This window comes from Amycolatopsis sp. NPDC024027 (genome assembly GCF_040638975.1).
Classification (GTDB): domain Bacteria; phylum Actinomycetota; class Actinomycetes; order Mycobacteriales; family Pseudonocardiaceae; genus Amycolatopsis.
In genome coordinates this window covers 1-21,159 of record NZ_JBEZYY010000029.1, presented here as the reverse complement: position 1 = coordinate 21,159, position 21,159 = coordinate 1, and the positions used below count along the sequence as shown (strand labels likewise).

Below are 21,159 nucleotides of genomic sequence, written 5' to 3'. Positions count from 1 at the left end.
TCGGTGCCGTGATCTCATAGGTTCATGAGTTCGCTGGAGCACCCCGCCGTCGCCAAGGTGGCGGCCGCGCTGGCCGAAGCCGGGCAGCACGGCGCCGCCGAGGGCATCCGTTTCCTGCCCGCCGAGGTCCGGACCGCCGCTCAGGCGGCCGAAGCGCTCGGCGTGCCCGTCGGGGCCATCGCCAACAGCCTCATCTTCCGCCTGGGGTCCGACAAAAAAGCGCTCCTCGCGCTGACGTCGGGCGCCCACCGCGCCGATCCGGACACGCTCGCCCGGCTGGCCGGCGGCGAAATCGCCAAGGCCGACGCCGATTTCGTGCGGGCGCACACCGGGCAGCCGATCGGCGGCGTCGCCCCGGTCGGGCACCCCGAGCCGCTGCCCACCCTGGTCGACACCGCCCTGCGCGCCCACGACGTCGTCTGGGCCGCCGCCGGGCACCCGAAGGCCGTGTTCCCCACCACCTTCGCCGGGCTGGTGGCGTTGACCGGGGGCACCCCGGGCGCGCTCGCCGGCGCGGAGGAAGATGGGCAGCCGTGACCGCGATGCCCGCCGGCTGCTCTCGTTACGTCCAGCTCTCCTCGGACGAGTTCCGCGCCCGCCTGCCCGAAGCGCTCGACATCTACGTCCGGGCGATGCGGTACCCGGCCGGCACCGCCGAGCAGCGCGCGCCGATGTGGCTCACCCACGCGCTGCGCGAGGGCTGGCGCTGCATGGCCGCGCTCGACGCCGACGACGTCCTGCTCGGCGTGGCCTACGGCTACCGCGGCCGGGCCGGGCAGTGGTGGCACGAGCAGGTGCGCCACGGCCTGAGCCGCCGGGCCGGGGCCGCCGAGGCCGACCGCTGGCTTTCGGACTACTTCGAGCTGACCGAGATCCACGTCCGGCCGGAGAACCAGGGCCACCAGATCGGCGACGACCTGCTGCGCAGCCTGCTGGACGGCGTCTCGAGCGCGAACGTGCTCCTGTCGACGCCCGAGGGCACGAGCCGGGCGTGGAAGCTCTACCGCCGCACCGGCTTCGTCGACGTCCTGCGCGACTACCACTTCGCGGGCGACCCGCGGCCGTTCGCGATCCTCGGGCGGGCGCTGCCCCTCGACCCGCGCTGAGCCGAGGGGCAGCGGTTCCTCAGCGCGGCTCGGGCCGCCAGTAGCCGACGACCAGCGCCGCGACCAGCACGGCGGCGCCGCACCACGCCGTGACACTCAGCCGTTCACCGAGCAGCGCGGCGGACAGCACCGCGGCCGTCAGCGGTTCGAGCACCGCCGACAGCGAGCCGAGCACGGGGTGCGCGTCGGCCAGACCGCGCAAGTACGCGGCGTACGCGAGCGCGGTCGGGACAGCGCCGAGGTAGCAGACGATCACGAGGACGTCGGCGTGCAGCGGGATCGCCAGGCCGGACCAGCTCGCGACCGGGACGAGCAGCAGACCGCCGGTGAGGCAGCCGAACGCCGTCGTCGACAACGGCTCCAGGGCTTCGACGGGCTTCGCGGTGAGCAGCGTGAGGGTCGCGAAGCCCGCTGCCGCGAGCAAGGCGCAGCCGAGGCCTCCGGAGGAGAACGCTTCGCCCGGTGACCACTGGAGCAGCACCAGGCCGGCGAGGGTGCCCGCCACGGACACCGCCGTCCAGCGACGGAGTTTCCGCACCGACGCGAGGGTGACGAAGACGGGCGCGGCCCCGATCGTGGTCATGGTCGCGACGCTCACCGAACTGAGCGCGACGGCGGCGAAGTAGCTCGCCTGGAACAGGGCGAACAGGCCGCCGACGGCGAGGATGCGCCGGGCGGCTGCGGGCGTGCGCGGGAAGGTGCCGCCGGTCAGGAGGACGACGAGGGTGGCGACCCCACCGCCGACGAGCAGCCGGTAGTCGGCGACGGCGAGCGGGTGGAGGCCGGCTCGCCGGCCGAGAAGCGAGCCGGCGAGGCCGCCGGTGCCCCAGAGGACGCCGGCGAGCACGAGCGCGGCCGATGACCGGGCGCGCGTGGGAAGGACGAGGGACATGAACGCTCCTGCGTCTGCGTCGAAGGAAAGGGAATTCGACGAACGCGGGGCGGTGCGCACCACGGATCAGCCGCGGGCCTCGAAGGCCACGCGGCGAGGGACCACCCCGCTCAGCCGCGGGGCGGTGGGGTCACGAAGAGGATTCGGCGCACGAGATCAACCTAATGGGGCGTGCGCGGCGCAGCCACCGGTTTTCGGACGGCGCGGGTCGCGCTCCGCGGCCCCAGCGCGCTCATCCGCGAGGTCAGCGGGTCGTGAAGCAGCTCCAGGGGTCCGCCGAAGGCAAGTTCACCCCGGCTCAGCTGTCCGCGCTTCTCGCCCCGCCGGGTGACCCGGCGGGGCGTGAGCCGTCAGTCCAGGCCGGCCAGCTGCTCCCGCAGCGTGTCCAGCCCCATCCCGCCCATCTTCAGCGCCTCCGTGTGGAAGTGCTTGATGTCGAACCCGGCGCCCGCGCGGGCCTGGGCGTCCGAGCGAGCCGCCAGCCAGAGGCGCTCGCCGATCTTGTACGCCGGGGCCTGGCCCGGCCAGCCCAGGTACCGGTCGATCTCGTCGCGGATGTGGGCCTGGTCGGTGATCGTGCGGGTCAGCATGAACTCCAGCCCCAGCTCCGGCGTCCACCGCGAACCTTCGTGGAAGCCCGTTCCGGCCGGGATCACCAGCTCCAGGTGCATGCCCAGGTCCACCACCACGCGGGCCGCGCGGAACAGCTGCTCCGACAGCATTCCCAGCAGGTCGCCGTCGTCCGACAGGTAGCCCAGTTCCTCCATCAGGCGCTCCGCGTACAGGGCCCAGCCCTCCGCGTGGCCCGAGGTGAACGCCAGCAGCCGCTGGTACTTGTTCAGCCCACCCGACTGGTCCACCGCCGTCGCGATCTGGAGGTGGTGGCCCGGCGCTCCCTCGTGGTACACCGTGCTCGTCTCGCGCCAGGTGCTGAACTCGTCGCGGCCCGCCGGCAGGGACCACCACATGCGGCCCGGGCGCGCGAAGTCCTCGCTCGGTCCCGTGTAGTACGCGCCCACTCCGCCGCCCGGCGGGGCGATCTTGCACTCGAGGGCCATCACGCGGTCGGAAATGTCGAAGTGCTTGCCGCGCAACGATTCCAGGGCGTCGTCGGACAGGCGCTGCATCCACGCCTCGAACTCCGCGCGGCCGCGGATGCGGTAGCGCGGGTCCGCGTCCAGCGCCGCCGCGGCCTCCGCCGGGGTCGCACCCGGCTTGATGCGGTTCGCCACCGCGCGCATCTCGGCCTCGATCCGGGCGAACTCCGCCCAGCCCCACTCGTAGGCCTCCCGCAGGTCCAGCGCCGCGCCGACGAAGTAGCGCGACCACAGGCGGTAGACGTCCTCGCCGACGGCGTCCTTGACCGGGGCCTTCGGCGCCAGCTCGGCTCGCAGGAACCCGGCGAACTCCGCGAACGCCTCGTCCGCGGCCCGCGCGCGGTGCGCGAGATCGGCCGCAAGCGCCGAACCCGGCGAAGACGACACGAGCTCGGTGAAGAAGCTCTTCTCCTCCTTCAGGCCCGCCCACGTCTCGCACTGCTCCGCCACCTTCGCGACCTGCCGCAGCGCCGAGACGCGCCCCGCGTCGGCCGCCGAAAGCAGGCCGCTGCGGACGTTCGCGAGTGCGCGGGGGACCTCGGCGATCCGGGCCGAGACGACCGCCCAGTCCTCTTCGGTCTCGCACGGCATCAGGTCGAACGCCATCCGCAGTTCCTGCACCGGGCTGGCGATGACGTTCAGGCTCGCCACGTCCAGGCCGGCCTCGTGGATCTCCAGCTCCAGGCCGAGGCGCTCGGTGAACACGGCCTTGGCGGCGCGCTCGGCGGCGTCACGCGGCTCGGCGGCGGTGACGGCGGCGTGCGCCCGCGCGGCCAGCCCGGCGCGCTCGGCGAAGCCGTCCGCCGAGTAGTCGGTCAGGCGGTGGTCGTGGCCGGCGACGCCGTGGACGGTCGCCGCGACCGGGTCCGCGGCCACGTAGTCGTCGACGTAGCGGTCACAGATTTCGTGCACGCCCTCGGAAGCAGTAGACATGCGCCGCACGCTACCGGGCCACGTGGACCCGGTGGTACGTACTTAAGCACGGGCCGGGACGAGGCCCAGCCGGGCGATCACCTCGCGCGTCGCCTTGGAGCGGTTGAACGTGTAGAAGTGCAGGTTCGGCACGCCCTCGGAGATCAGCTTCTCGCACAGCTCCGTGGTGACGTCGATGCCCGCCGCGCGGAACGCCTTGGGGTCGTCGGCCAGCGGTTCGAGCCGGTCGAGCAGCTTCCGCGGGGCGGGGGCGCCGGACAGCTTGATCGTCGTCTGCAACGTCCGCATCGTCGTCAGCGGCATGACGCCGGGCAGCACCGGGACGTCGCAGCCGGTCGCGGCGACCCGGTCGCGCAGCCGCAGGAAGTCCTCGGCGTCGTGGAACAGCTGGGCGATCGCGAAGTCGGCGCCCGCGCGCAGCTTGCGGACCAGGTACTTCGTGTCGGTCTCCAGTTCGGGCGAGCGCGGGTGGCCGTAGGTGTACGCCGACACGCCGATGCAGAAATCACCCAGCGAGCGCACCAGCTGGACCAGCTCTTCGGCGTACTGAAGGCCCTCCGGGTGCGGGATCCAGTCGCCGTAGACGTCGCCCGGCGGGTCGCCGCGCAGCGCGAGGATGTTGCGGACGCCGACCGAGGCGTACCAGCCGATCACGTTGCGCAGCTCGGCGACGGAGTGGTTGACCGCGGTCAGGTGCGCCATCGGCACCAGCGTCGTCTCGGTCGCGACGCGGGCGATGCTGCGGATCGTGCCGTCGCGGCTGGAGCCGCCGGCGCCGTAGGTGATCGACATGTAGGCCGGGTCGTACGGCTCGAGCTCCCGGATCGCCTTCCAGAGGACGGCCTCGTCCGCCGTGTCCCGGGGCGGGAAGAACTCGATGGAGAACTTCGGCCCGTCTCCGCGCAACCGCTCGATCACCGACGTCATACCCGCATGTTAAGGGCCACTGCCCGGCATCCGGGAGCCCCCGTCCGCGTCGCGAGACAGTCATTCGAGTCACCTTCGAGGACTAAACTGGGGCGATGAGGGACGACGACGCGAGCTGGGACGAGGACGTGCGCCTCGCGGTGTACCGCGCCTTCGCCCGTCACGGCCGCGCGCCGGCGGCGCCGGAGCTGGCCGACGCCGCGGGCGGGTCGCTCGCCGTCGCGAAGCAGGCCCTGCACCGCCTCGCCGGCGCCCATCACCTGGTGCTCGACGAGTGCGAGCACGTCGTCCTGGCCCACCCCTTCGCCGCGAAGTCGCTCGGCTTCTCGGTGATGGGCGCGCACACGCTGTGGTGGGGCGGCTGCGCGTGGGATTCGTTCGCCATCCCGCACCTGGTCGACGCCGAGCCGGAGGTGCTCGTCGCCACCCGCTGCCCCGGCTGCGGGCAGCCGCACGCGCTGGTCGTGCACCGGGCCGTGCCGCCCGAAGGCAGTCAGGTGGCGCACTTCCTGGTGCCCGCCGCCCGGATGTGGGACGACGTCCTGCACACGTGCGCGAACCAGCGCCTCTTCTGCTGCGAGTCCTGTGTGGACGCCTGGCTGGCGGAAACCGGGCAGGCCAAGGGTTCCGTGCTCGACCTGGTCACCCTCTGGCGGCTGGCCCGCGGCTGGTACGCGGGCCGGCTGGAGCGCGGCTACCGGCGGCGTGAGCCGCACGACGCCGTCGCCTACTTCGCCGAAGCGGGCCTCACCGGTCCGTTCTGGGCCGCCACGGCCGGAGTCTGATTCGCCACATCCGGGTGCCCCGCGCGCCCGCGCGCCCGCGGGTTCGGCGAGGATGGCGGGATGAACGCGCCCGTCGCCGACACCGACCTACCCGTCCACGTCGAGCGCGCGCTGGCCGGGTTCCTCGATCGGGCGGGCACCGCGATCCTCGGGACCGAGCCCACCGTGGCGGCCGGGATCGACGCGCTGCGCGGGTTCGTGCTGGGCGGTGGCAAGCGCTTGCGCCCGACGTTCGCCTGGTGGGGCTGGCGCGGCGCGGGCGGCGACCCGGCCGGCCCGGACGCCGAGGGCGTGCTGCAGGCGGTGGCCAGCCTGGAGCTGATCCAGGCGTGCGCGCTGATCCACGACGACCTCATCGACTCCTCCGACTCCCGCCGCGGCAACCCGACCGTGCACATCGCGGGCGCGAAGCTGCACGCGGACCGCGGCTGGCTCGGCTCCCCCGCGACGTTCGGCCTGGCCACCGCCGTCCTCGTCGGCGACCTGGCGCTGGCCTGGGCGGACGACATGTTCGCCGACGCGGCCCTGCCCGCCGACACTCTGGCCGCGGCCCGCCCGGCCTGGCGCGCGATGCGCACCGAGGTGCTCGCCGGGCAGTACCTCGACGTCCGCACGCAGGCCACCGGGGACGCCTCCGTCGAGGCCGCGCTCAAGATCGACCGGCTCAAGACCGCCGCCTACACCGTGCAGCGGCCGCTGCACCTGGGCGCCGCGCTCGGCGGGGCCTCCCCGGAACTGATCGCCACGCTGCTGGAGTTCGGCGGCGAGGTCGGCGTGGCGTTCCAGCTGCGCGACGACCTGCTGGGCGTCTTCGGCGACCCGTCGGTCACCGGCAAGCCCGCCGGTGACGACCTTCGGGAAGGCAAGCGCACCCTGCTCGCCGCCCTCGGCCTGCAGCTCGCCGCGGAGAAGGGCGAGCAGGCCGCGGCCACCGTGATCGCGGACGCGATCGGCGACACGGACCTGTCCGACGAGGGCGTCGAGACCGTCCGGATGGCGTTGCAGCAGGTCGGCGCGGTCGACGCGGTCGAGCGCCGGATCGACGAGCTGACGACGGCGGCGATGGCCGCCCTCGACCGCGCGCACCTGGCCGAGCCGGCTCCCGCCGCGCTGACCGGGCTGGTCGTCAAGGCCACCCAGCGGACGTACTGACGTGCGGACGATCGACGGTCCGGCCGACCACGTCGTCGTCATCGGGGCCGGGTTGGCCGGCCTTTCGGCGGCCCTGCACCTGCTCGGCGCCGGACGGCGGGTCACCCTGCTGGAACAGGCGGCCGTCCCGGGCGGGCGGGCCGGGCAGCGGAGCTTCGACGGCAACGCGGTGGACACCGGCGCGAGCGTGCTCACCATGCCGGAACTCCTCGAAGAGGCGTTCGCCGCGGTCGGCGAGCCCCTGGCCAAGAACCTGCGCCTGACCCGGCTCGACCCGGCGTACCGGGCGCGGTTCGCCGACGGCAGCTCGCTGGACCTGCGCACGGACGGCGACGCGATGGAGGCCGAGATCCGCGCCTTCGCCGGCGCCCGCGAAGCGGCGGGCTACCGGGCGCTGCGCCGCTGGCTGACCGAGCTGTACGCCGTGCAGAAGGACCACTTCCTGGCGGCGAACTTCGACTCGCCGCTCGCCCTGGCCCGCCCCGAGCTGGCGAAGCTCGGCGCGCTGGGCGGGTTCGGCAGGCTCGGTCCCCGCGTCGCCCGCTACCTGCGGGACGAGCGGGTCCGGCGGCTGTTCACCTTCCAGGCGCTCTACGCGGGCCTGGACCCGGCCCGCGCGATCGGCGCGTACGGCGTCATCGCCTACATGGACACCGTCGGCGGCGTCTACTACCCCGAAGGCGGGATGGGCGAGATCGGCCGCGCGATGACCGGGGCGGCCACGCGGGCGGGCGCGGACGTGCGGTTCGGCACCGAAGCCGCGTGGCTCGAACGGGTGAATTCGCGGGTGCGCGCGGTCCGGACGCGCTCGGGCGAGCGGATCGCCTGCGACGCCGTGGTGCTGGCCACCGAGCTGGGCACGGCCTACCGGCTCCTCGGCGCGCGGCCCCGCCGCCCGCTGCCGCTGCGCTACTCGCCGTCGGCCGTGGTGCTGCACGGGCGGACGAGCGAAAAGTGGGACCTCGGCCACCACACGATCTTCTTCGGCGGCGCCTGGGAGCGGACGTTCGCCGAGATCATCCGCGAGGGCAAGCTGATGAGCGACCCGTCGCTGCTGGTCACGCGGCCGACGGCGACCGACCCGGGGCTGGCCGGGCGCGGCGGCGAGATCGTCTCGGTGCTCGCGCCCGCGCCGAACCTGCGCCGCGGCCCGATCGACTGGGACCGCGTCCGCGGGCCGTACCGCGAAGAGCTGCTTCGCACGCTCGAGGCTCGCGGGCTGACCGGTTTCGGCGGCGGGTTCACCGTCGACGAGACGATCACCCCGGCGGACTGGGCGGCGCGCGGCCTCATGGCCGGGACGCCGTTCTCGCTGGCGCACACGTTCGGCCAGACGGGTCCGTTCCGGCCGGCGAACCTGGTCCGCGCGGCCGGGAACGTCGTGCTGGCCGGCTGCGGCACCACCCCCGGCGTCGGCATCCCGCCGGTGCTCATCTCCGGACGACTGGCGGCGGAAAGGATCACCGGCCGGTGAACGAACTCGACGCGGCGGGCATCACCGAACCGGGCCTGCGCGCCGCCTACACCGAGTGCCGCCGCATCAACGCCCACTACGGCCGCACGTTCTTCCTCGCGACGCGGCTGCTGCCGGCCCGGGCCCGGCCCGCCGCGCACACGCTCTACGGGTTCGCGCGGATGGCCGACGAACTGGTCGACAACCCGGCGCCGGGCACCGACCCGGCGGCCTCCCTCGACCGGGTCGGAGAGATGGTCGACGTCGTCTTCGCGGGCGGGACGCCGGCCGACCCGGTGCTCGTGGCGTTGTCCGACACCGTGCGGCGCTACGACCTCTCGCGTGAGTTGTTCGACGCGTTCCTGAAGTCGATGCGGATGGACCTTTCGCCGGTCGAGTACGCGACCTTCGCCGAGCTGGGCGACTACATGTACGGCTCGGCCGCGGTGATCGGGCTGCAGATGCTGCCGGTGTTCGGCACGGTCGGCCCGCTCGCCGACGCGGAGCCGGGTGCGATCGCGCTGGGCGAGGCGTTCCAGCTGACGAACTTCCTGCGCGACGTCGGCGAGGACCTCGACCGGGGACGGCTGTACCTGCCGCTGGCCGAACTGGCCGCGTTCGGCGTTTCGCGTGAACTGCTCGAGGCGAGGCGGCCCGATCCGCGGATCCGGGCGGCGATGGCGTACTTCGTCGCCCGGACCCGGGCGGTGTACCGGCGCGCCGAAGCGGGCGTGGCGTTGCTGCGTCCCGAATCGCGGCCGTGCGTGCGGACGGCGTTGACGCTGTACGAGGCCATCTTGGACGAGATCGCCGCCTTGGACTACGACATCCTGACCCGGCGCGCGGTGGTGCCGAAGCGGCGCAGGCTGGTGGTGGCGCTGCCCCGGTTGGCCACGGTCTGGGCGCGCGAAACGGCCGGTCGCGGTCGTAGGCTGCGATCATGACCGAACGACGCATCCGGATCGGCTTGCAGCTCCAGCCGCAGCACGCCGACTACGACAGCATCCGGCGCACCGCGTCGGCCGCCGAAGAACTCGGCGCCGACATCGTTTTCAACTGGGACCACTTCTACCCGCTCTACGGTGACCCCGAAGGCATGCACTTCGAGTGCTGGACGATGCTCGGCGCGTGGGCGGAGTCGACGTCCCGGGTGGAGATCGGCGCGCTCGTCACCTGCAACAGCTACCGCAACCCGGAGCTGCTCGCCGACATGGCCCGCACGGTCGACCACATCTCCGGCGGGCGGCTCATCCTCGGCATCGGTTCCGGCTGGTTCGAGAAGGACTACGACGAGTACGGCTACGAGTTCGGCACCGCCGGCGGCCGGCTCGACGACCTCGCGGAATCCCTGCCCCGGATCGAAAGCAGGCTCGGCAAGCTGAACCCGGCGCCGACCCGCAAGATCCCGGTGCTGATCGGCGGCGGCGGCGAAAAGAAGACCCTCAAGCTGGTGGCCAAGCACGGCGACATCTGGCACGGCTTCGGCGACCCGGAGGTCGTCGCCCGCAAGGTCAAGATCCTCGACCAGCACTGCGCGGACGTCGGCCGCGACCCGGCCGAGATCGAGCGTTCCTGCGGCGTGCAGGGCGAGCCGGACGAGCTGGGCCCGAAGCTCCTGGAGCTGGGCGTCACGACGTTCACCGTCGGCGTGGGCGGTCCGGACTACGACCTGGGCGCCCTCGAGAAGTGGATCGCCTGGCGCGACAAGACCCAGGGCTGAGCTGCCGGTGGCCGGGGGCCTCGGGTCCCGGCCACCTTCAGCCACAGCTGACGACGGCGTACTGGCCGGAACTGCTGTTCTCAGACATGACGCTGCCGTTGCCGCGGGTGATCCGGCAGGTGATCGTGCCGCCACCCGAGTTCTGCGCGTTCATGTTGATGCCCAGGGTGCGCCCCTCCGCCTCGATGGTCTTCGACCACTTCTTCCCGCGGACGCTGGTTTCCTGCGAATTGTCGAAGCCGGGCTTCAGGTACGTGATCATCGAGATCCCCGCTCCGGTCGTCGTGACGCTGTAGGTGATCTCGTTCGCCTTGCGCTCCGACTCCTCGTCCGCCTTGCGCTGAGCCTCGACCGCGGCAGAGGAACTGGCCGCGGCTTCCGAGGACTGGCGTGCGGATTCCGAAGCACGGCTTTCTTCCGCTTCGAGGTTCGCTCTGGCGGCGGAGCTCTCCGCGGCGGCAACAGCCGGGTCCGTGGTCGTGACCGGTGTGACGGTGGCCGCGACCGGTGTTCCGCCGGCAGCGACGGTCGGCTCGGGCCGGGTGGTGGCCGAGATCGAGCCGATGATGACGAAGGCCGCCAGTCCCGCGGTGACCCAGGGCCACTTGGGGTGCTTCTTCGGGGCTGAGGGCGGCGGTGAGGCGGGGAAAGTCATGCGGCTTCTCGTTTCGGGTCTCGCGACGGGGTCTCTCGCGTCGTCGTGACTTTCCGACGGTTCATTATCCTCTGCGACAAAACAGGTCGAAAGACCCGGGTCGACGGGCCGGACGACCCCAGTGCGTTACCTGCGGGCCGCCCGGTGCGCGGCGACGCGTTCGCGCGTCGCGCACCGGGGCGAGCAGTACCGCCGTGGGCTGCCGCCACCCGTGTGGGCGAACGGCTTGCCGCACGAGGGTGACGCGCACAGCCCGCCCGGGACGTCCTGGCGCTCCGCCAGCAGCGCCGCCAGCCCCAGCGCGGACGACGTGACCAGCCACGCGCCCCACGGCCCGTCGTCGGCCGCGTCCGCGTGCAGGTGCCAGCCGTAGCCGTCTTCGTGGTCGGACAAGCGCGGCGGGCCCGCGTACGCCGCGAACAACGCGTTGAGCACCGAAGCCGCCGAAGCGACATCACGCGCCGCGAAGACTTCGCGCAGCTCCAGCGCCGCCGCCCGCAGTTCCGCGACGTCTTCGGGCGAGAGCGCCGGCTCCGGTTCGCCGTGTTCGCGCAGGACGCGGGCGACCACGGCCGGGTCGGGGGCCGGGACCAGCAACACGACCAGCAGGTCCACCGCGCGCTGCACGGAATCCCGGTGCGGAAAGGCCATGCCCCATTGTAACGTCTTGTCAGTGATAAGACGTTACCTCCTCGGTGCCACGCTCGCCCGGACCGGTGACGAGCTCTCCGGGCCCGCGCTGCTGCTGCTCGGGATGACCGCGGGCCCGCACGCCGGTGCGGCGCTGCTCGCCGGGCTGACCGCGGCCGCCGCCGTGGGCGGACCGGTGTTCGGCGCCCGGCTGGACCGCAGCGCGACCCCGGGACGGCTGCTCGCCGTCGCACTCGGCGGCTACGCGGGCGGGATCGCGCTGGTCACCGCCGTGTTCGGCCGCCTGCCGCTGGAAGCCGTCGTCGCGGTGGCCGTCGTGACCGGCCTGCTCAACCCGGCCATCGCCGGCGGCTGGACCGCGCAGCTGCCCGCGGCCGCCGGGCCCGCCCTGCCGAAGGCCAGCCGCCTCGACGCCATGACGTTCACCGCCGCCGCGCTCGCCGGGCCCGGCCTGGCCGGGCTCCTCGGCGGGCCGGCCGGGCTCGTGGTCGCGGCCGGCCTGGTCGCCGCGGCGATCCCCGTGGCGTGGTCGCTGCCGAAGCGGTCACCAGTGAAGACCCGCCTCAAGGACGGCTTCAGGGTTCTGGTCCGCAACGCACCGCTGCGGCGGGCGACCACCGCCTCGACGATTTCCTGCGCCGGGATCGGTATGGTCACCGTGTGTTACCCGCTGCTGGGCGCGGCGCACCTGCGCGGCCCGGCGGACGGCGCGCTGCTGCTGACCGTCCTGGCCGTGGCGTCGCTGCTGGCCAACGCGATCCTCGCGAAGAAGCCGCTGCCGTGGGCACCCGACCGGATCGTCCGGCTGAGCACGCTCCTCCTGGCGGCGAGCTGCCTCGTCGCCGCGAGCGGGCACGGCGTCATCGTCGCGGCCGTGCTGGCCGGATTCGCCGAAGGTCCGCAGCTCACGGCGTTGTTCGCGATCCGCCACCGCGAAGCACCGGAGCACGTCCGCGCGCAGGTGTTCACGACCGCGGCGAGCGTGAAGATCACCGGGCTGGCCGCGGGAGCGGCGCTGGCCGGCCCCCTCGCGGCGTGGTCGCTCCCGGTGTGCCTGCTGACCGCGGCGGCCGTTCAGCTGCTCGCGGCGATGACCGCTTTCACCAGTGACATCCGGGGCTTCGCCCCGAGCCGGGGGCTCCGCCACCCGGACCCCCGAAAGAGCTGCAGGTCAGAACGCCATCGCCTGGGCACGCCGCTTGACCTCGGTGCCGTGGCTGGTGCGCAGCGCGTTGATGGGCGTGCTCCCGGGCAGCGTGTCGTCCTCGGTGAACAGCCACCGCAGCATCTCGGTCCGGGAGAACCCGGAGTCGGCGAGCACGGTGATCGTCCCGGTCAGGCCCTTGACGACACCGTCCTTGACGAAGAAGTCGCCGGGCACGCACAGTTCGCCGCGGCGCCGGACCGCGATCAGCTGCCCGTCGCGCAGCATCTGCCGGACCTTGTTGGTCGAGGTCCCGAGGACGGTCGCCACCTCCGTCAGCGGAAGGACCGCGATGGCGGTGTCGAGGATGTCTTCGGCGACAGGAATCCCACTCACAGGTGACACTGTGCCACATTCCGTCCCCTCACCCGCTAGTGCGCATGGGTGACCCGCGAGGTCTCCTCCACGAGGCGTGCGCGATTCCGTACGATCCATACTCGTGACACGCACCCAACCCAGCCTGGTCGGCACGCTTTTGGAGCGGCGCTATCGGGTGGACCGGCTGCTCGCCCACGGCGGAATGTCTTCCGTCTATCGGGGGACGGACACCCGGCTGGACCGTCCGGTCGCGATCAAGATCATGGACCCGCGCTTCGCGGACGACCGGTCGTTCGTGGACCGGTTCGTGCGGGAGGCGCAGTCCGCGGCGCAGCTGCACCACCCGCACGTCGTGGCGGTGCACGACCAGGGCTTCGACCTGCCCCAGGGTGCGGAGTCGGGCCTGGCGTTCCTGGTGATGGAGCTGGTCGACGGCGGGACGCTGCGCGACCTGCTGGACGACCACGGCCCGCTGGACGTCGCGCTGGCGCTGAGCGTCGCCGAGCCCGTGCTGTCGGCGCTGGCCGCCGCGCACCGGGCCGGGCTGGTGCACCGGGACGTGAAGCCGGAGAACGTGCTGATCGGCCGGGTCGGGCAGCACACCGGCGGGGCGGTGAAGGTCGCGGACTTCGGCCTGGTGCGGGCCGTGGCGAGCGCGGGCACGACCAGTTCGAGCGTCATCCTGGGCACGGTCGCCTACCTCTCCCCCGAGCAGGTCGCCACCGGTGCGGCGTCCTCGCGCGGCGACGTCTACGCGGCCGGGATCCTGCTGTACGAAATGCTGACCGGCCGGGTGCCCTACACCGGCGACACCGCGATCTCGGTGGCCTACCGGCACGTGAACGACGACGTGCCGCGGCCGAGCGAGCTGCGCCCGGACCTGCCGCCGGCGCTGGACGACCTGGTCGTGCGCGCGACGCGGCGGGACCCGCAGCTGCGCCCGGCCGACGCCGGGGAGTTCCTCACCGAGCTGACCGCGGTGCGCGCCCAGCTGGGGCTGCTGCCGGTGACCGTGCCGATCCCGGTGTCCCACGGCCAGGGGGACCTCGCCGACACCGAGCGCACGCTGCCGCGGATCCCGCAGGTGCCGGACACCGAGAAGACGATGCCGGTGCACCGGCCGAACGCGACCCGGGCGCTGAGCCACACCGCTCCCCCGGCCCTCTCGCCCTCGCTCACCCCGCCGCCGCCGCGGCGGCGCAGCCGGCCCGAGCCGGAGAAGCCGCAGGACAACCGCAAGCGGATCCTCGTGATCGCGGCCGCGGTGCTGCTGCTCGGCGGGCTGATCGGGGCGTTCGCCTTCATCCTCACCGACACCGGTGGCGACAAGACCGCGCAGGTGCCGAAGCTGGTCGGGCTGAACCAGGCCGCGGCCGGCGACGCGCTGCGGGCGGTGAAGCTGAACCCGCGGTTCAGCCAGGAGTACGACAACACGGCGCCGTCGAACACCGTGCTGCGCGCCGACCCCGCGGAGGGCACGACGCTGTCGCCGAACGCGACGGTCTCGGTGGTGCTGTCGAAGGGCCGCCCGCAGGTGCCGGACATCCGGCCGGGCACCGCGCTGCCCGACGCCCAGCAGGCGATCAAGGCGGCCCAGCTGACCCCGGTCCGCGGGACCGACGACTTCGACGCCGAAGTCCCGCAGGGCGCGGTCATCCGCACCACGCCGGCGGCGGGCAGCCAGCTGACCATCGGCGGCCAGGTCACGATCATCGTGTCGAAGGGCCCGATCCCGCTGCCGCCGGTCCCGGACGTCGTGGGCCGGTCCAAGGACGAGGCGTTCGGCCTGCTGCAGCAGGCCGGGTTCGAGCCGTTCCAGGCGGGCGAAGAGTTCAAGCAGGACGTCCCGGCCGGCGCCGTCACCCGGACCGACCCGCCGGCGAACGCCACGGCCAAGGCCAAGCGGATCGGCGTGTTCGTCAACAACGCCGTCCAGGTGCCGGACGTCCGGTTCCGCTCGTTCGAGGACGCCCAGAAGATCCTGGAGCAGGCCGGCCTGAAGGCCGACCGCGACGGCGGCCGCGGCCGCGGTCCCGGCGGCGGTGGCGGTGGCGGGTTCGACTTCGTCTTCCAGCAGGACCCGGCGCCGGGCACGTTCGTGGCGAAGAACTCCAAGGTCAAGCTGAAGGGCTTCGGGGGATGATCGGCAGCCGGGGCCGCGTGACGGGCACGATCGGCCCCGGCCTCATCGGTGAGGTGCTCCTGAACGTCCGGGGCGGCACGGAGGCGTTCTACGCGTATCCGGCCGACCCGGAGGAGACGTTCACGTCGGGAACGCAGGTGCTGGTGGTCGACTTCGAACCCCCGCGCACGGTTTACGTGGAACGCTGGCAACCCCTGAGCCGCTGACGGCGTGGAAGAGGCACCAACACACCACAACAGAACAGAACGAGGGGGGTCGGTGCCATGAGCCTCGTGGAAATCCTGCTGGTTTCCGCCGGCGGCGTCATCGCCGTGCTGATCGTCGTCTTCGGGATCCTGCGGCTGCTGTACAAAGTGGCCGAACCGAACGAAGCGCTGATCATCTCCGGGCTGGGCGTCCGCGTCGACCGCGCGGACACCGCGGACAGCCTGGGCTTCAAGATCATCACCGGCCGTGGGGTGAACGTCATCCCCGGGTTCCAGACCGCGCGGCGGCTGTCGCTGGACACCCGCGGCGTCAACCTGCAGGTCTCCTGCGTGACCAAGCAGGGGCTGCCGGTCACCGTGCGGGCCGTCGTCATCTACAAGGTCGGGGACGACTTCGCCTCGATCGCCAACGCCGCCCGCCGGTTCCTGGACCAGCAAAAAGGCATGAACGACACGATCCACGAGCTCTTCTCCGGGCACCTGCGCTCGATCGTCGGCGGGCTGACCATCGAGGAGATGATCCACAACCGGGACGCGCTCACCGGCGAGGTGCGCCAGTCCTCGGCCACCGAGATGATCAAGCTGGGGCTGATCGTCGACTCGCTGCAGATCCAGGAGATCGACGACGAGTCCGGCTACATCAACAACCTCGGCAAGCCGCACGCCGCCGCGATCGCCGCGTCGGCCCGGATCGCCGAGGCGCAGCGCGACCAGGAGGCCGCCGAGGTCGAGCAGGTCTCGGCCGCGAAGAAGGCCGCCGCGGTCCGCGCAAGCCAGATCCAGCAGGCCGGCTACCAGGCCGAGGTCGACCAGGCGCGGGCGAAGGCGTCGCAGTCGGGCCCGCTCGCCGAGGCGACCGCGCGCCAGGAGGTCGTCGTCCAGGAGACCCGCGCCGCCGAGCTGGAGGCGGCGCTGGCCGAGCAGCGGCTGCAGTCGCAGGTCCGCAAGCCGGCCGACGCGAAGGCCTACGACACGCGGACCACGGCCGACGCCGCCCGTGACGCTTCGATCGCCAAGGCCCAGGCCGAGGCGAGGGAGACCGAGCTGCGGGCCGCGGCGGACGCGACCCGCGTGAAGACGGCCGCCGAGGCCGAGGCCCAGGCCACCAAGGCCCGTGCCGAGGCGATGGCGGGCGCGACCCGGGCGACGGGTGAGGCCGAGGCGGCCGCGGCCAAGGCCCGCGGCCTGGCGGAAGCGGAAGCCGCGAAGGCGCGTGGCCTCGCCGAAGCCGAGTCGGCCCGGGCGAAGGGGCTCGCCGAAGCGGACGCCATCAAGGCGCGGGCGGCGGCGCTGGCCGAGAACCAGGAAGCCGTCGTCGCGCAGCAGCTGGCCGAGCGCTGGCCGGAGATCGTCGAGGCGGGCGCGAGCGCGTTCGGCAACATCGACCACATGGTCGTGCTCAACGGCGCCGACGGCATGTCCGACATGTTCGCCAAGGCGCTGTCGCTCGGCGGGACCGGCGTCGGCCTGGCCCGGCAGCTGATGGACGCCATGGGCAAGCCGGCCGAGAAGGAGCTCGACGAGTCCGCCCGGCGCAACGGCGAACTGAAGCTCAGCGACTGATCGATCACACCGCGTGTACGGCCTCTGTGTCCCGGATCACGGGTCGCGGGGGCCGTACCCCCGTTCGGGGGCGGAAATTCCCGCTCGGTTGTCCTACCGTGGGCGCATGGTGCCGGACCGTGCGTCGCGGGCCGTCCGATGAGCTTCTTCACCGGCGGTCCCCGTGAGCGTCCCCTGTTCCCCGTTCCGGAGCAGGAGCTTTACGCGTTCAGCGGACGGCACTGGACCGATCCCCCGCGCGAGTACATCGTCCCGGCCGTGCTGCCGTGGGCGCAGCCGCTGGGCCGGTCCGAGCGCACGGTGGTCGCGCTGCGGATCATCGAGGTGTGGCCGGAGGCGGTGACACTGCGCGTCACGGTGTACTCCCGGGACAGCCTGGTCGAAGATCCCGCCGAGGGGCTGATCGACCACCGCCGCAAGCCCGACTACAACGGGCTGCTGATCGGCGTGCTCTACGCCGACGGCAGCCGGGCGAGCTCCGAGACGATCTCGGTGCCGTCCGCGTCCGAACCGGAGGCCCCGGTGCTGCGGGCCCAGCCGGTCGGCGGCACCCGGTTCGCGGTCGAGCACGAGGTGTTCCTGTGGCCGCTGCCCTCGGCCGGCCCGCTGAAGCTGGTCGTGCAGTGGACGGACCGGGAGATCCCGGAAACCCGCACGACGCTCGACGGTGGCGCGATCCGCTCGGCGGCGAAGGACGCCGCGGAAATCTGGCCCGGGCTGGGCCGCCGGCAGGTGAACGGCCTGCCGGTGCGCCGCGTCGGCAAGCAGGTCGCGCTCACCCCCGATTGGGGCACACCGGTGGCTCGGGCCGAAGAACCCGAGCATGCTCCGGGGGAATGACTTCTTTCCCGATCTGTGAGCCGGGGCACCACCGCCCGGGGTATCTCGAATGGCGGAACGGGGTCGCTCGTTAGCGTGGTGGAAACACTTCGACCACCCGGCTGTCATGTCGGGCTGGTGCAGTGGGTTCCTTCCCTTCCGACGCACGTGGCCGTGCGCCCCCCGCGAACCCGGAAAGGTCGCCCATGGCAGGCTCGCCGCTCAGCGCACTCGATGTCGCTTTCCTTTGCCTGGAAAGCGAAACCTCTCCGATGCACATGGGTGCGGTGGTCACCTTCACCGCCCGCGGCCCGGTGGACCCGGCCGCGTTGACGGCGTTGCTCGCGCGACGGGCCGCCCGGCTGCCGAAGCTGCGCCAGCGGGCGCGCACGGAACTGTTCCCGCCGGGCTCGGCCAGCTGGGCCGACGACCCGGGTTTCGTTGCCGCCGACCACATCCACCAGGTCGCCTTGAGCTCGCTGTACGAGCCGGACCCCCTCTCCGCCTACGCGTCGCGGTGGATCGCCGAGCCGCTCGACACGTCCCGGCCGTTGTGGGACCTGACCCTGGTCACCGGGCTGCCGGACGGGAAGTTCGCGCTGCTGCTGAAACTGCACCACGCGCTGACCGACGGCGCCGGCGCGTACGCGGTCGCGGCCGGGCTGCTCGACGGCGTCAAGCTGCCGGAAACCGGCTCCGCGCCGGCCCGCCCGATCCCCGCGCCGCGCTCCACTTTGGACACGGTGAAGGACGCGCTGGGCACGGCGTGGGGCCAGGCGAACGAGGCGGCCGGGATCGCGTCTTCGCTGGTGCGCGCCGCACGTCCGCCGCTCTCGCCGGTGTCGGCCCCGCCGTCGGCCGAGCGGCGCCTCGGGTTCGTCCGGCTGCCGCTGGCCGAGCTGCGGCGGGTGCGCCGCGCCCACGGCGGGACGACCAACGACGTCGTGCTGGCGGTGCTCGCGGGGGCCCTGCGCGAGTGGCTGGTGAACCGCGGGCAGCGTGCCGACGGCCGCACGCTGCGCGCGCTGATCCCGGTGAGCGTGCGCGGCCGTGCGGGCGGCCAGGTCGGCGGCAACAAGCTTTCGGGGTACCTGTGCGACCTGCCGGTCGGCGAGGACGACCCGGTCGAGCGGCTGCGGGTGGTCCGCCGGGTGATGACCCGCAACAAGGCGGCGGGCCCGAGCCGCGGCGCCGGCGCGCTGCCGCTGCTGGCCGGCCGCGTCCCGCCGCTGCTGCACCGCCTGGGCACCCGCACGGCGGGCCGGGCCGCGCCGATGCTGTTCGACCTGGTGATCACCACCGTCCCGGTGCCCCCGGCCCGGCTGTCCCTCGACGGCGCCCGGATGGCGGAGGTCTACCCGTTCGTGCCGCTGGCCCCGCGCCACGCGGTCGGCATCGCGGTCGCGACGTACCGGGATTCGGTCCACGTCGGACTGCAGGCCAACGGCGCGGCGGTGCCGGACGTCGGTTCGCTGCGGGACGCGGTCCTGAAGTCCGCGGCCCGGCTGGTCGACGCCTCCTGACGGTGCTCGTCAGGGTGTGACGCCCGCCGAGCCGACCACCTCCAGGAACGCCAGCGCCTCGGCGCCGCGGGAGCCGGGCGGCGCCGTGTAGAGCACGAGGTGCTGGTCGCGGTCGGGCAGGGCGAGGGAGTCGCAGTCGACGGTCACGTCCCCCACTGCCGGGTGCCGGAAGGTCTTGGTGAGCACCGGCGTCGCCTGCACGTCGTGCCGGTCCCACAGCCGGACGAAATCGGCGCTGCCCGCGCGTAGTTCGTCGACGAGCCCGCGCACAGCCGGGTCGGCGGGGTAGCGGGCCAGCGTGGCGCGCAGCTCCATGACGACGGTGAGCCGGAATTCGGCGGCGTCGGAGATCCCGTACGGCGGCTCGGCCGGCCCCAGGAACGCCTTGCGGGCGAGGTTGCGCCCCTCGGGCGAGGCCTCGGCGAAGTCCTCCATGAGCGCGGCCGCGAGGTCGTTCCAGGCCAGCACCTCGAACGTGGCGGAAATGACGATGGCGGCCGTCTGCGGCAGCCGCCGCAGCAGCGCCAGGATGCTGGGACGCACGTCACGGCGGTGCCGGCCGCTCCGGATCGGCGCGGTGCCCGCCACGACGTGCAGGTGCTCGGACTCGGCGTCGGTCAGCCGCAGCGCACCGGCGATCCCGGCCAGGACCTCGCCCGACGGGCGCGGCGCCCGGCCCTGCTCGAGGCGGACGTAGTACTCGGTGGAGATGTGCGCGAGCACCGCCACCTCCTCGCGGCGCAGGCCCGGCGTTCTCCGGCGCGGCCCGGCGGGCAGGCCGACGTCCTGCGGCCGCAGCCGCTCACGACGGCTGCGGAGGAACGCCCCGAGCTCCTGCTTGTCCATGCCTTCAGTATGCGGACGCCTCCGGGCCCGATCCTGGTACGGATGATGCCTGTCTCCCGGCCGCGGACCGGGGCAGCGTCGAGGGCATGACGAACACCAGCGAATTTCCCCCGATCGGCCTGCTCACCGGGAAGGTCGTGCTCATCACCGGCGCCAGCCGCGGCATCGGCGCGGCCGCGGCCCGCCTCTTCGCCCGCGAAGGCGCCGCCGTCGTGCTGGCCTCGCGCGGCACCGAGTCGCTCGACCGCATCGCCGGCGAGATCCGCGACGCGGGCGGCACCGCCGACGCCGTCGCGCTGGACCTGGCCGATTCCGCGAGCATCCGGGCCGCGGTCGACCACGTCGAGCAGCGGCACGGCCGCCTGGACGGCGCGTTCAACAACGGGGCGGCCATCCAGCAGCCCGGTCCGCTGGAGACCACCGCCGAAGAAGAGATCGACCAGCAGTTCGCGGTGAACTTCCGCGCGCACTGGACCGCCATGACCGCCGAGGCCGCGCTCATGCGCTCGAGCGGCGGCGGGGCGATCGTCAACACCTCCAGCATCGGCAGCCGCCGCGCCAACCCCGCCCTGCCCGCCTACGGCGCCATGAAGCGGGCGCTCAACAGCATCACCGAGACCGCGGCCGTGACCTGGGCCCCGCACGGCATCCGGGTCAACGGGATCACCCCCGGCGGCACCGCCACGGACATGATCGACGCGTGGGAAGCCGCGACCCCCGGGGTCGTCGAGCGGATCAGCGCCTCGATCCCGCTCGGCCGCATGGCCGAACCCCGCGAGGTCGCCGAGGCGGCGGCCTGGCTGCTCAGCGACCGCGCGTCCATGGTGACCGGCGCGATCGTGCCGGTCGACGGCGGCGCCGGGGCGTGAGCGGGCCTCAGCCGCGGAGCATCTCCGCGACCAGGAACGCCAGCTCCAGCGACTGCTGGGTGTTCAGCCGCGGGTCGCAGGCCGTCTCGTAGCGGCCCGACAGGTCGACGTCCGAGATCTCCTGGGCGCCGCCCAGGCACTCGGTGACGTCCTCGCCGGTCAGCTCGACGTGGATGCCACCGGGGTAGGTGCCCAGCTTGTTGTGCACCTCGAAGAAGCCCTGGACCTCGTCGACGATCCGGTCGAAGTGGCGGGTCTTGTAGCCGGTGGAGGACTCGTGGGTGTTGCCGTGCATCG

General features: G+C 73.1%; 23 protein-coding genes. 13 read left to right on the top strand and 10 right to left on the bottom strand.

All coding sequences use genetic code 11. The features are described from left to right. Window positions 1–24: 24 nt before the first annotated feature. Window positions 25–537 carry a YbaK/EbsC family protein gene (locus AB0F52_RS44425; protein WP_360184299.1) on the top strand — a complete coding sequence of 171 codons (513 nt, stop codon included), beginning with the start codon at window positions 25–27 and terminating at the stop codon, window positions 535–537. Next, window positions 534–1,106 carry a GNAT family N-acetyltransferase gene (locus AB0F52_RS44420; RefSeq protein ID WP_360184296.1) on the top strand — a complete coding sequence of 191 codons (573 nt, stop codon included), beginning with the start codon at window positions 534–536 and terminating at the stop codon, window positions 1,104–1,106. Before AB0F52_RS44425 ends, AB0F52_RS44420 begins: the two co-directional genes overlap by 4 nt. 19 nt (window positions 1,107–1,125) lie before the next feature. Here AB0F52_RS44420 and AB0F52_RS44415 read toward each other — a convergent pair whose 3' ends face one another. The 3 genes from AB0F52_RS44415 to metF all read right to left on the bottom strand — a co-directional run bounded on the left by AB0F52_RS44415 (window position 1,126) and on the right by metF (window position 4,955). Then, window positions 1,126–1,998 (bottom strand): EamA family transporter, encoded by an 873-nt coding sequence (locus AB0F52_RS44415; RefSeq protein ID WP_360184294.1) that lies wholly within the window; start codon window positions 1,996–1,998, stop codon window positions 1,126–1,128. 350 nt (window positions 1,999–2,348) lie between these two features. Beyond that, a complete protein-coding gene (locus AB0F52_RS44410; protein ID WP_360184292.1) occupies window positions 2,349–4,028 on the bottom strand; it encodes a DUF885 domain-containing protein in 1,680 nt (559 codons plus the stop codon). Window positions 4,029–4,070: 42 nt separating this feature from the next. Further along, window positions 4,071–4,955, bottom strand: coding sequence for a methylenetetrahydrofolate reductase [NAD(P)H] (gene metF, locus AB0F52_RS44405; RefSeq protein WP_360184290.1), 885 nt, complete (start codon window positions 4,953–4,955; stop codon window positions 4,071–4,073). 95 nt (window positions 4,956–5,050) lie between these two features. On the opposite strand from metF, the gene merB reads away from it, so the two are divergent. From merB to AB0F52_RS44380, 5 genes are read left to right on the top strand one after another with little or no spacing between them, the layout of a single operon-like run. After that, entirely contained in the window at window positions 5,051–5,740 is a 690-nt protein-coding gene (gene merB, locus AB0F52_RS44400; protein WP_360184287.1) for an organomercurial lyase, read from the top strand. A 60-nt stretch (window positions 5,741–5,800) separates the two neighbouring features. After that, window positions 5,801–6,892, top strand: coding sequence for a polyprenyl synthetase family protein (locus AB0F52_RS44395; RefSeq protein ID WP_360184285.1), 1,092 nt, complete (start codon window positions 5,801–5,803; stop codon window positions 6,890–6,892). A 1-nt stretch (window position 6,893) separates the two neighbouring features. Continuing rightward, window positions 6,894–8,366, top strand: coding sequence for a phytoene desaturase family protein (gene crtI, locus AB0F52_RS44390; RefSeq protein ID WP_360184282.1), 1,473 nt, complete (start codon window positions 6,894–6,896; stop codon window positions 8,364–8,366). Then, window positions 8,363–9,289 carry a phytoene/squalene synthase family protein gene (locus AB0F52_RS44385; RefSeq protein WP_360184280.1) on the top strand — a complete coding sequence of 309 codons (927 nt, stop codon included), beginning with the start codon at window positions 8,363–8,365 and terminating at the stop codon, window positions 9,287–9,289. Before crtI ends, AB0F52_RS44385 begins: the two co-directional genes overlap by 4 nt. Further along, complete coding sequence (locus AB0F52_RS44380; protein ID WP_360184277.1) at window positions 9,286–10,065, top strand: LLM class F420-dependent oxidoreductase; 780 nt, start codon at window positions 9,286–9,288, stop codon at window positions 10,063–10,065. Before AB0F52_RS44385 ends, AB0F52_RS44380 begins: the two co-directional genes overlap by 4 nt. 37 nt (window positions 10,066–10,102) lie before the next feature. Here the strand turns inward: AB0F52_RS44380 and AB0F52_RS44375 are convergent, their stop codons facing one another. The 5 genes from AB0F52_RS44375 to AB0F52_RS44355 all read right to left on the bottom strand — a co-directional run bounded on the left by AB0F52_RS44375 (window position 10,103) and on the right by AB0F52_RS44355 (window position 12,911). Then, window positions 10,103–10,720, bottom strand: a complete 618-nt coding sequence (locus AB0F52_RS44375; protein WP_360184274.1) for an MmpS family transport accessory protein — start codon at window positions 10,718–10,720, stop codon at window positions 10,103–10,105. 126 nt (window positions 10,721–10,846) lie between these two features. Then, complete coding sequence (locus AB0F52_RS44370) at window positions 10,847–11,371, bottom strand: CGNR zinc finger domain-containing protein (RefSeq protein ID WP_360184271.1); 525 nt, start codon at window positions 11,369–11,371, stop codon at window positions 10,847–10,849. A 240-nt stretch (window positions 11,372–11,611) separates the two neighbouring features. Further along, window positions 11,612–12,028, bottom strand: a complete 417-nt coding sequence (locus AB0F52_RS44365) for a hypothetical protein (protein ID WP_360184268.1) — start codon at window positions 12,026–12,028, stop codon at window positions 11,612–11,614. Window positions 12,029–12,034: 6 nt separating this feature from the next. Then, on the bottom strand, window positions 12,035–12,364 hold the full coding sequence (locus tag AB0F52_RS44360; RefSeq protein ID WP_360184266.1) for a hypothetical protein: 330 nt from the start codon (window positions 12,362–12,364) through the stop codon (window positions 12,035–12,037). Window positions 12,365–12,542: 178 nt separating this feature from the next. After that, window positions 12,543–12,911, bottom strand: coding sequence for an Rv2175c family DNA-binding protein (locus tag AB0F52_RS44355; protein WP_158264148.1), 369 nt, complete (start codon window positions 12,909–12,911; stop codon window positions 12,543–12,545). A 103-nt stretch (window positions 12,912–13,014) separates the two neighbouring features. Here AB0F52_RS44355 and pknB point away from each other — a divergent pair, with 103 nt between their 5' ends. From pknB to AB0F52_RS44330, 5 genes are all read left to right on the top strand, one after another. Beyond that, entirely contained in the window at window positions 13,015–15,036 is a 2,022-nt protein-coding gene (gene pknB / locus AB0F52_RS44350) for a Stk1 family PASTA domain-containing Ser/Thr kinase (protein WP_360184264.1), read from the top strand. Then, entirely contained in the window at window positions 15,033–15,242 is a 210-nt protein-coding gene (locus AB0F52_RS44345; protein ID WP_003100783.1) for a hypothetical protein, read from the top strand. Before pknB ends, AB0F52_RS44345 begins: the two co-directional genes overlap by 4 nt. A gap of 57 nt (window positions 15,243–15,299) precedes the next feature. Then, a complete protein-coding gene (locus tag AB0F52_RS44340) occupies window positions 15,300–16,805 on the top strand; it encodes an SPFH domain-containing protein (protein WP_360184261.1) in 1,506 nt (501 codons plus the stop codon). A gap of 138 nt (window positions 16,806–16,943) precedes the next feature. Continuing rightward, complete coding sequence (locus tag AB0F52_RS44335) at window positions 16,944–17,645, top strand: hypothetical protein (protein ID WP_360184258.1); 702 nt, start codon at window positions 16,944–16,946, stop codon at window positions 17,643–17,645. A gap of 185 nt (window positions 17,646–17,830) precedes the next feature. Next, window positions 17,831–19,147: a wax ester/triacylglycerol synthase family O-acyltransferase gene (locus AB0F52_RS44330; protein ID WP_360184256.1), complete on the top strand. Its 1,317-nt coding sequence runs from the start codon at window positions 17,831–17,833 to the stop codon at window positions 19,145–19,147. Between the two features lie 9 nt (window positions 19,148–19,156). On the opposite strand, the gene AB0F52_RS44325 is transcribed toward AB0F52_RS44330, so the two are convergent. Beyond that, window positions 19,157–19,993, bottom strand: coding sequence for a helix-turn-helix transcriptional regulator (locus AB0F52_RS44325; protein ID WP_360184253.1), 837 nt, complete (start codon window positions 19,991–19,993; stop codon window positions 19,157–19,159). Window positions 19,994–20,079: 86 nt separating this feature from the next. Here AB0F52_RS44325 and AB0F52_RS44320 point away from each other — a divergent pair, with 86 nt between their 5' ends. Further along, window positions 20,080–20,862, top strand: coding sequence for an SDR family oxidoreductase (locus tag AB0F52_RS44320; protein ID WP_360184251.1), 783 nt, complete (start codon window positions 20,080–20,082; stop codon window positions 20,860–20,862). 7 nt (window positions 20,863–20,869) lie between these two features. Here the strand turns inward: AB0F52_RS44320 and AB0F52_RS44315 are convergent. Beyond that, the coding region (locus AB0F52_RS44315; RefSeq protein ID WP_360184248.1) for a 3-deoxy-7-phosphoheptulonate synthase at window positions 20,870–21,159 on the bottom strand (290 nt) is incomplete at its 5' end.

What these genes read in the sequence shown, in the direction of transcription:
- AB0F52_RS44375 (WP_360184274.1), bottom strand. Translation starts at nt 10,720, where the DNA reads ATGACTTTCCCCGCCTCACCGCCGCCCTCAGCCCCGAAGAAGCACCCC.
- AB0F52_RS44395 (WP_360184285.1), top strand. Translation starts at nt 5,801, where the DNA reads ATGAACGCGCCCGTCGCCGACACCGACCTACCCGTCCACGTCGAGCGC.
- AB0F52_RS44335 (WP_360184258.1), top strand. Translation starts at nt 16,944, where the DNA reads ATGAGCTTCTTCACCGGCGGTCCCCGTGAGCGTCCCCTGTTCCCCGTT.
- AB0F52_RS44410 (WP_360184292.1), bottom strand. Translation starts at nt 4,028, where the DNA reads ATGTCTACTGCTTCCGAGGGCGTGCACGAAATCTGTGACCGCTACGTC.
- AB0F52_RS44415 (WP_360184294.1), bottom strand. Translation starts at nt 1,998, where the DNA reads ATGTCCCTCGTCCTTCCCACGCGCGCCCGGTCATCGGCCGCGCTCGTG.
- metF (WP_360184290.1), bottom strand. Translation starts at nt 4,955, where the DNA reads ATGACGTCGGTGATCGAGCGGTTGCGCGGAGACGGGCCGAAGTTCTCC.
- AB0F52_RS44380 (WP_360184277.1), top strand. Translation starts at nt 9,286, where the DNA reads ATGACCGAACGACGCATCCGGATCGGCTTGCAGCTCCAGCCGCAGCAC.
- AB0F52_RS44370 (WP_360184271.1), bottom strand. Translation starts at nt 11,371, where the DNA reads ATGGCCTTTCCGCACCGGGATTCCGTGCAGCGCGCGGTGGACCTGCTG.
- AB0F52_RS44340 (WP_360184261.1), top strand. Translation starts at nt 15,300, where the DNA reads ATGAGCCTCGTGGAAATCCTGCTGGTTTCCGCCGGCGGCGTCATCGCC.
- merB (WP_360184287.1), top strand. Translation starts at nt 5,051, where the DNA reads ATGAGGGACGACGACGCGAGCTGGGACGAGGACGTGCGCCTCGCGGTG.
- AB0F52_RS44325 (WP_360184253.1), bottom strand. Translation starts at nt 19,993, where the DNA reads ATGGACAAGCAGGAGCTCGGGGCGTTCCTCCGCAGCCGTCGTGAGCGG.
- AB0F52_RS44320 (WP_360184251.1), top strand. Translation starts at nt 20,080, where the DNA reads ATGACGAACACCAGCGAATTTCCCCCGATCGGCCTGCTCACCGGGAAG.
- AB0F52_RS44330 (WP_360184256.1), top strand. Translation starts at nt 17,831, where the DNA reads ATGGCAGGCTCGCCGCTCAGCGCACTCGATGTCGCTTTCCTTTGCCTG.
- AB0F52_RS44425 (WP_360184299.1), top strand. Translation starts at nt 25, where the DNA reads ATGAGTTCGCTGGAGCACCCCGCCGTCGCCAAGGTGGCGGCCGCGCTG.
- AB0F52_RS44345 (WP_003100783.1), top strand. Translation starts at nt 15,033, where the DNA reads ATGATCGGCAGCCGGGGCCGCGTGACGGGCACGATCGGCCCCGGCCTC.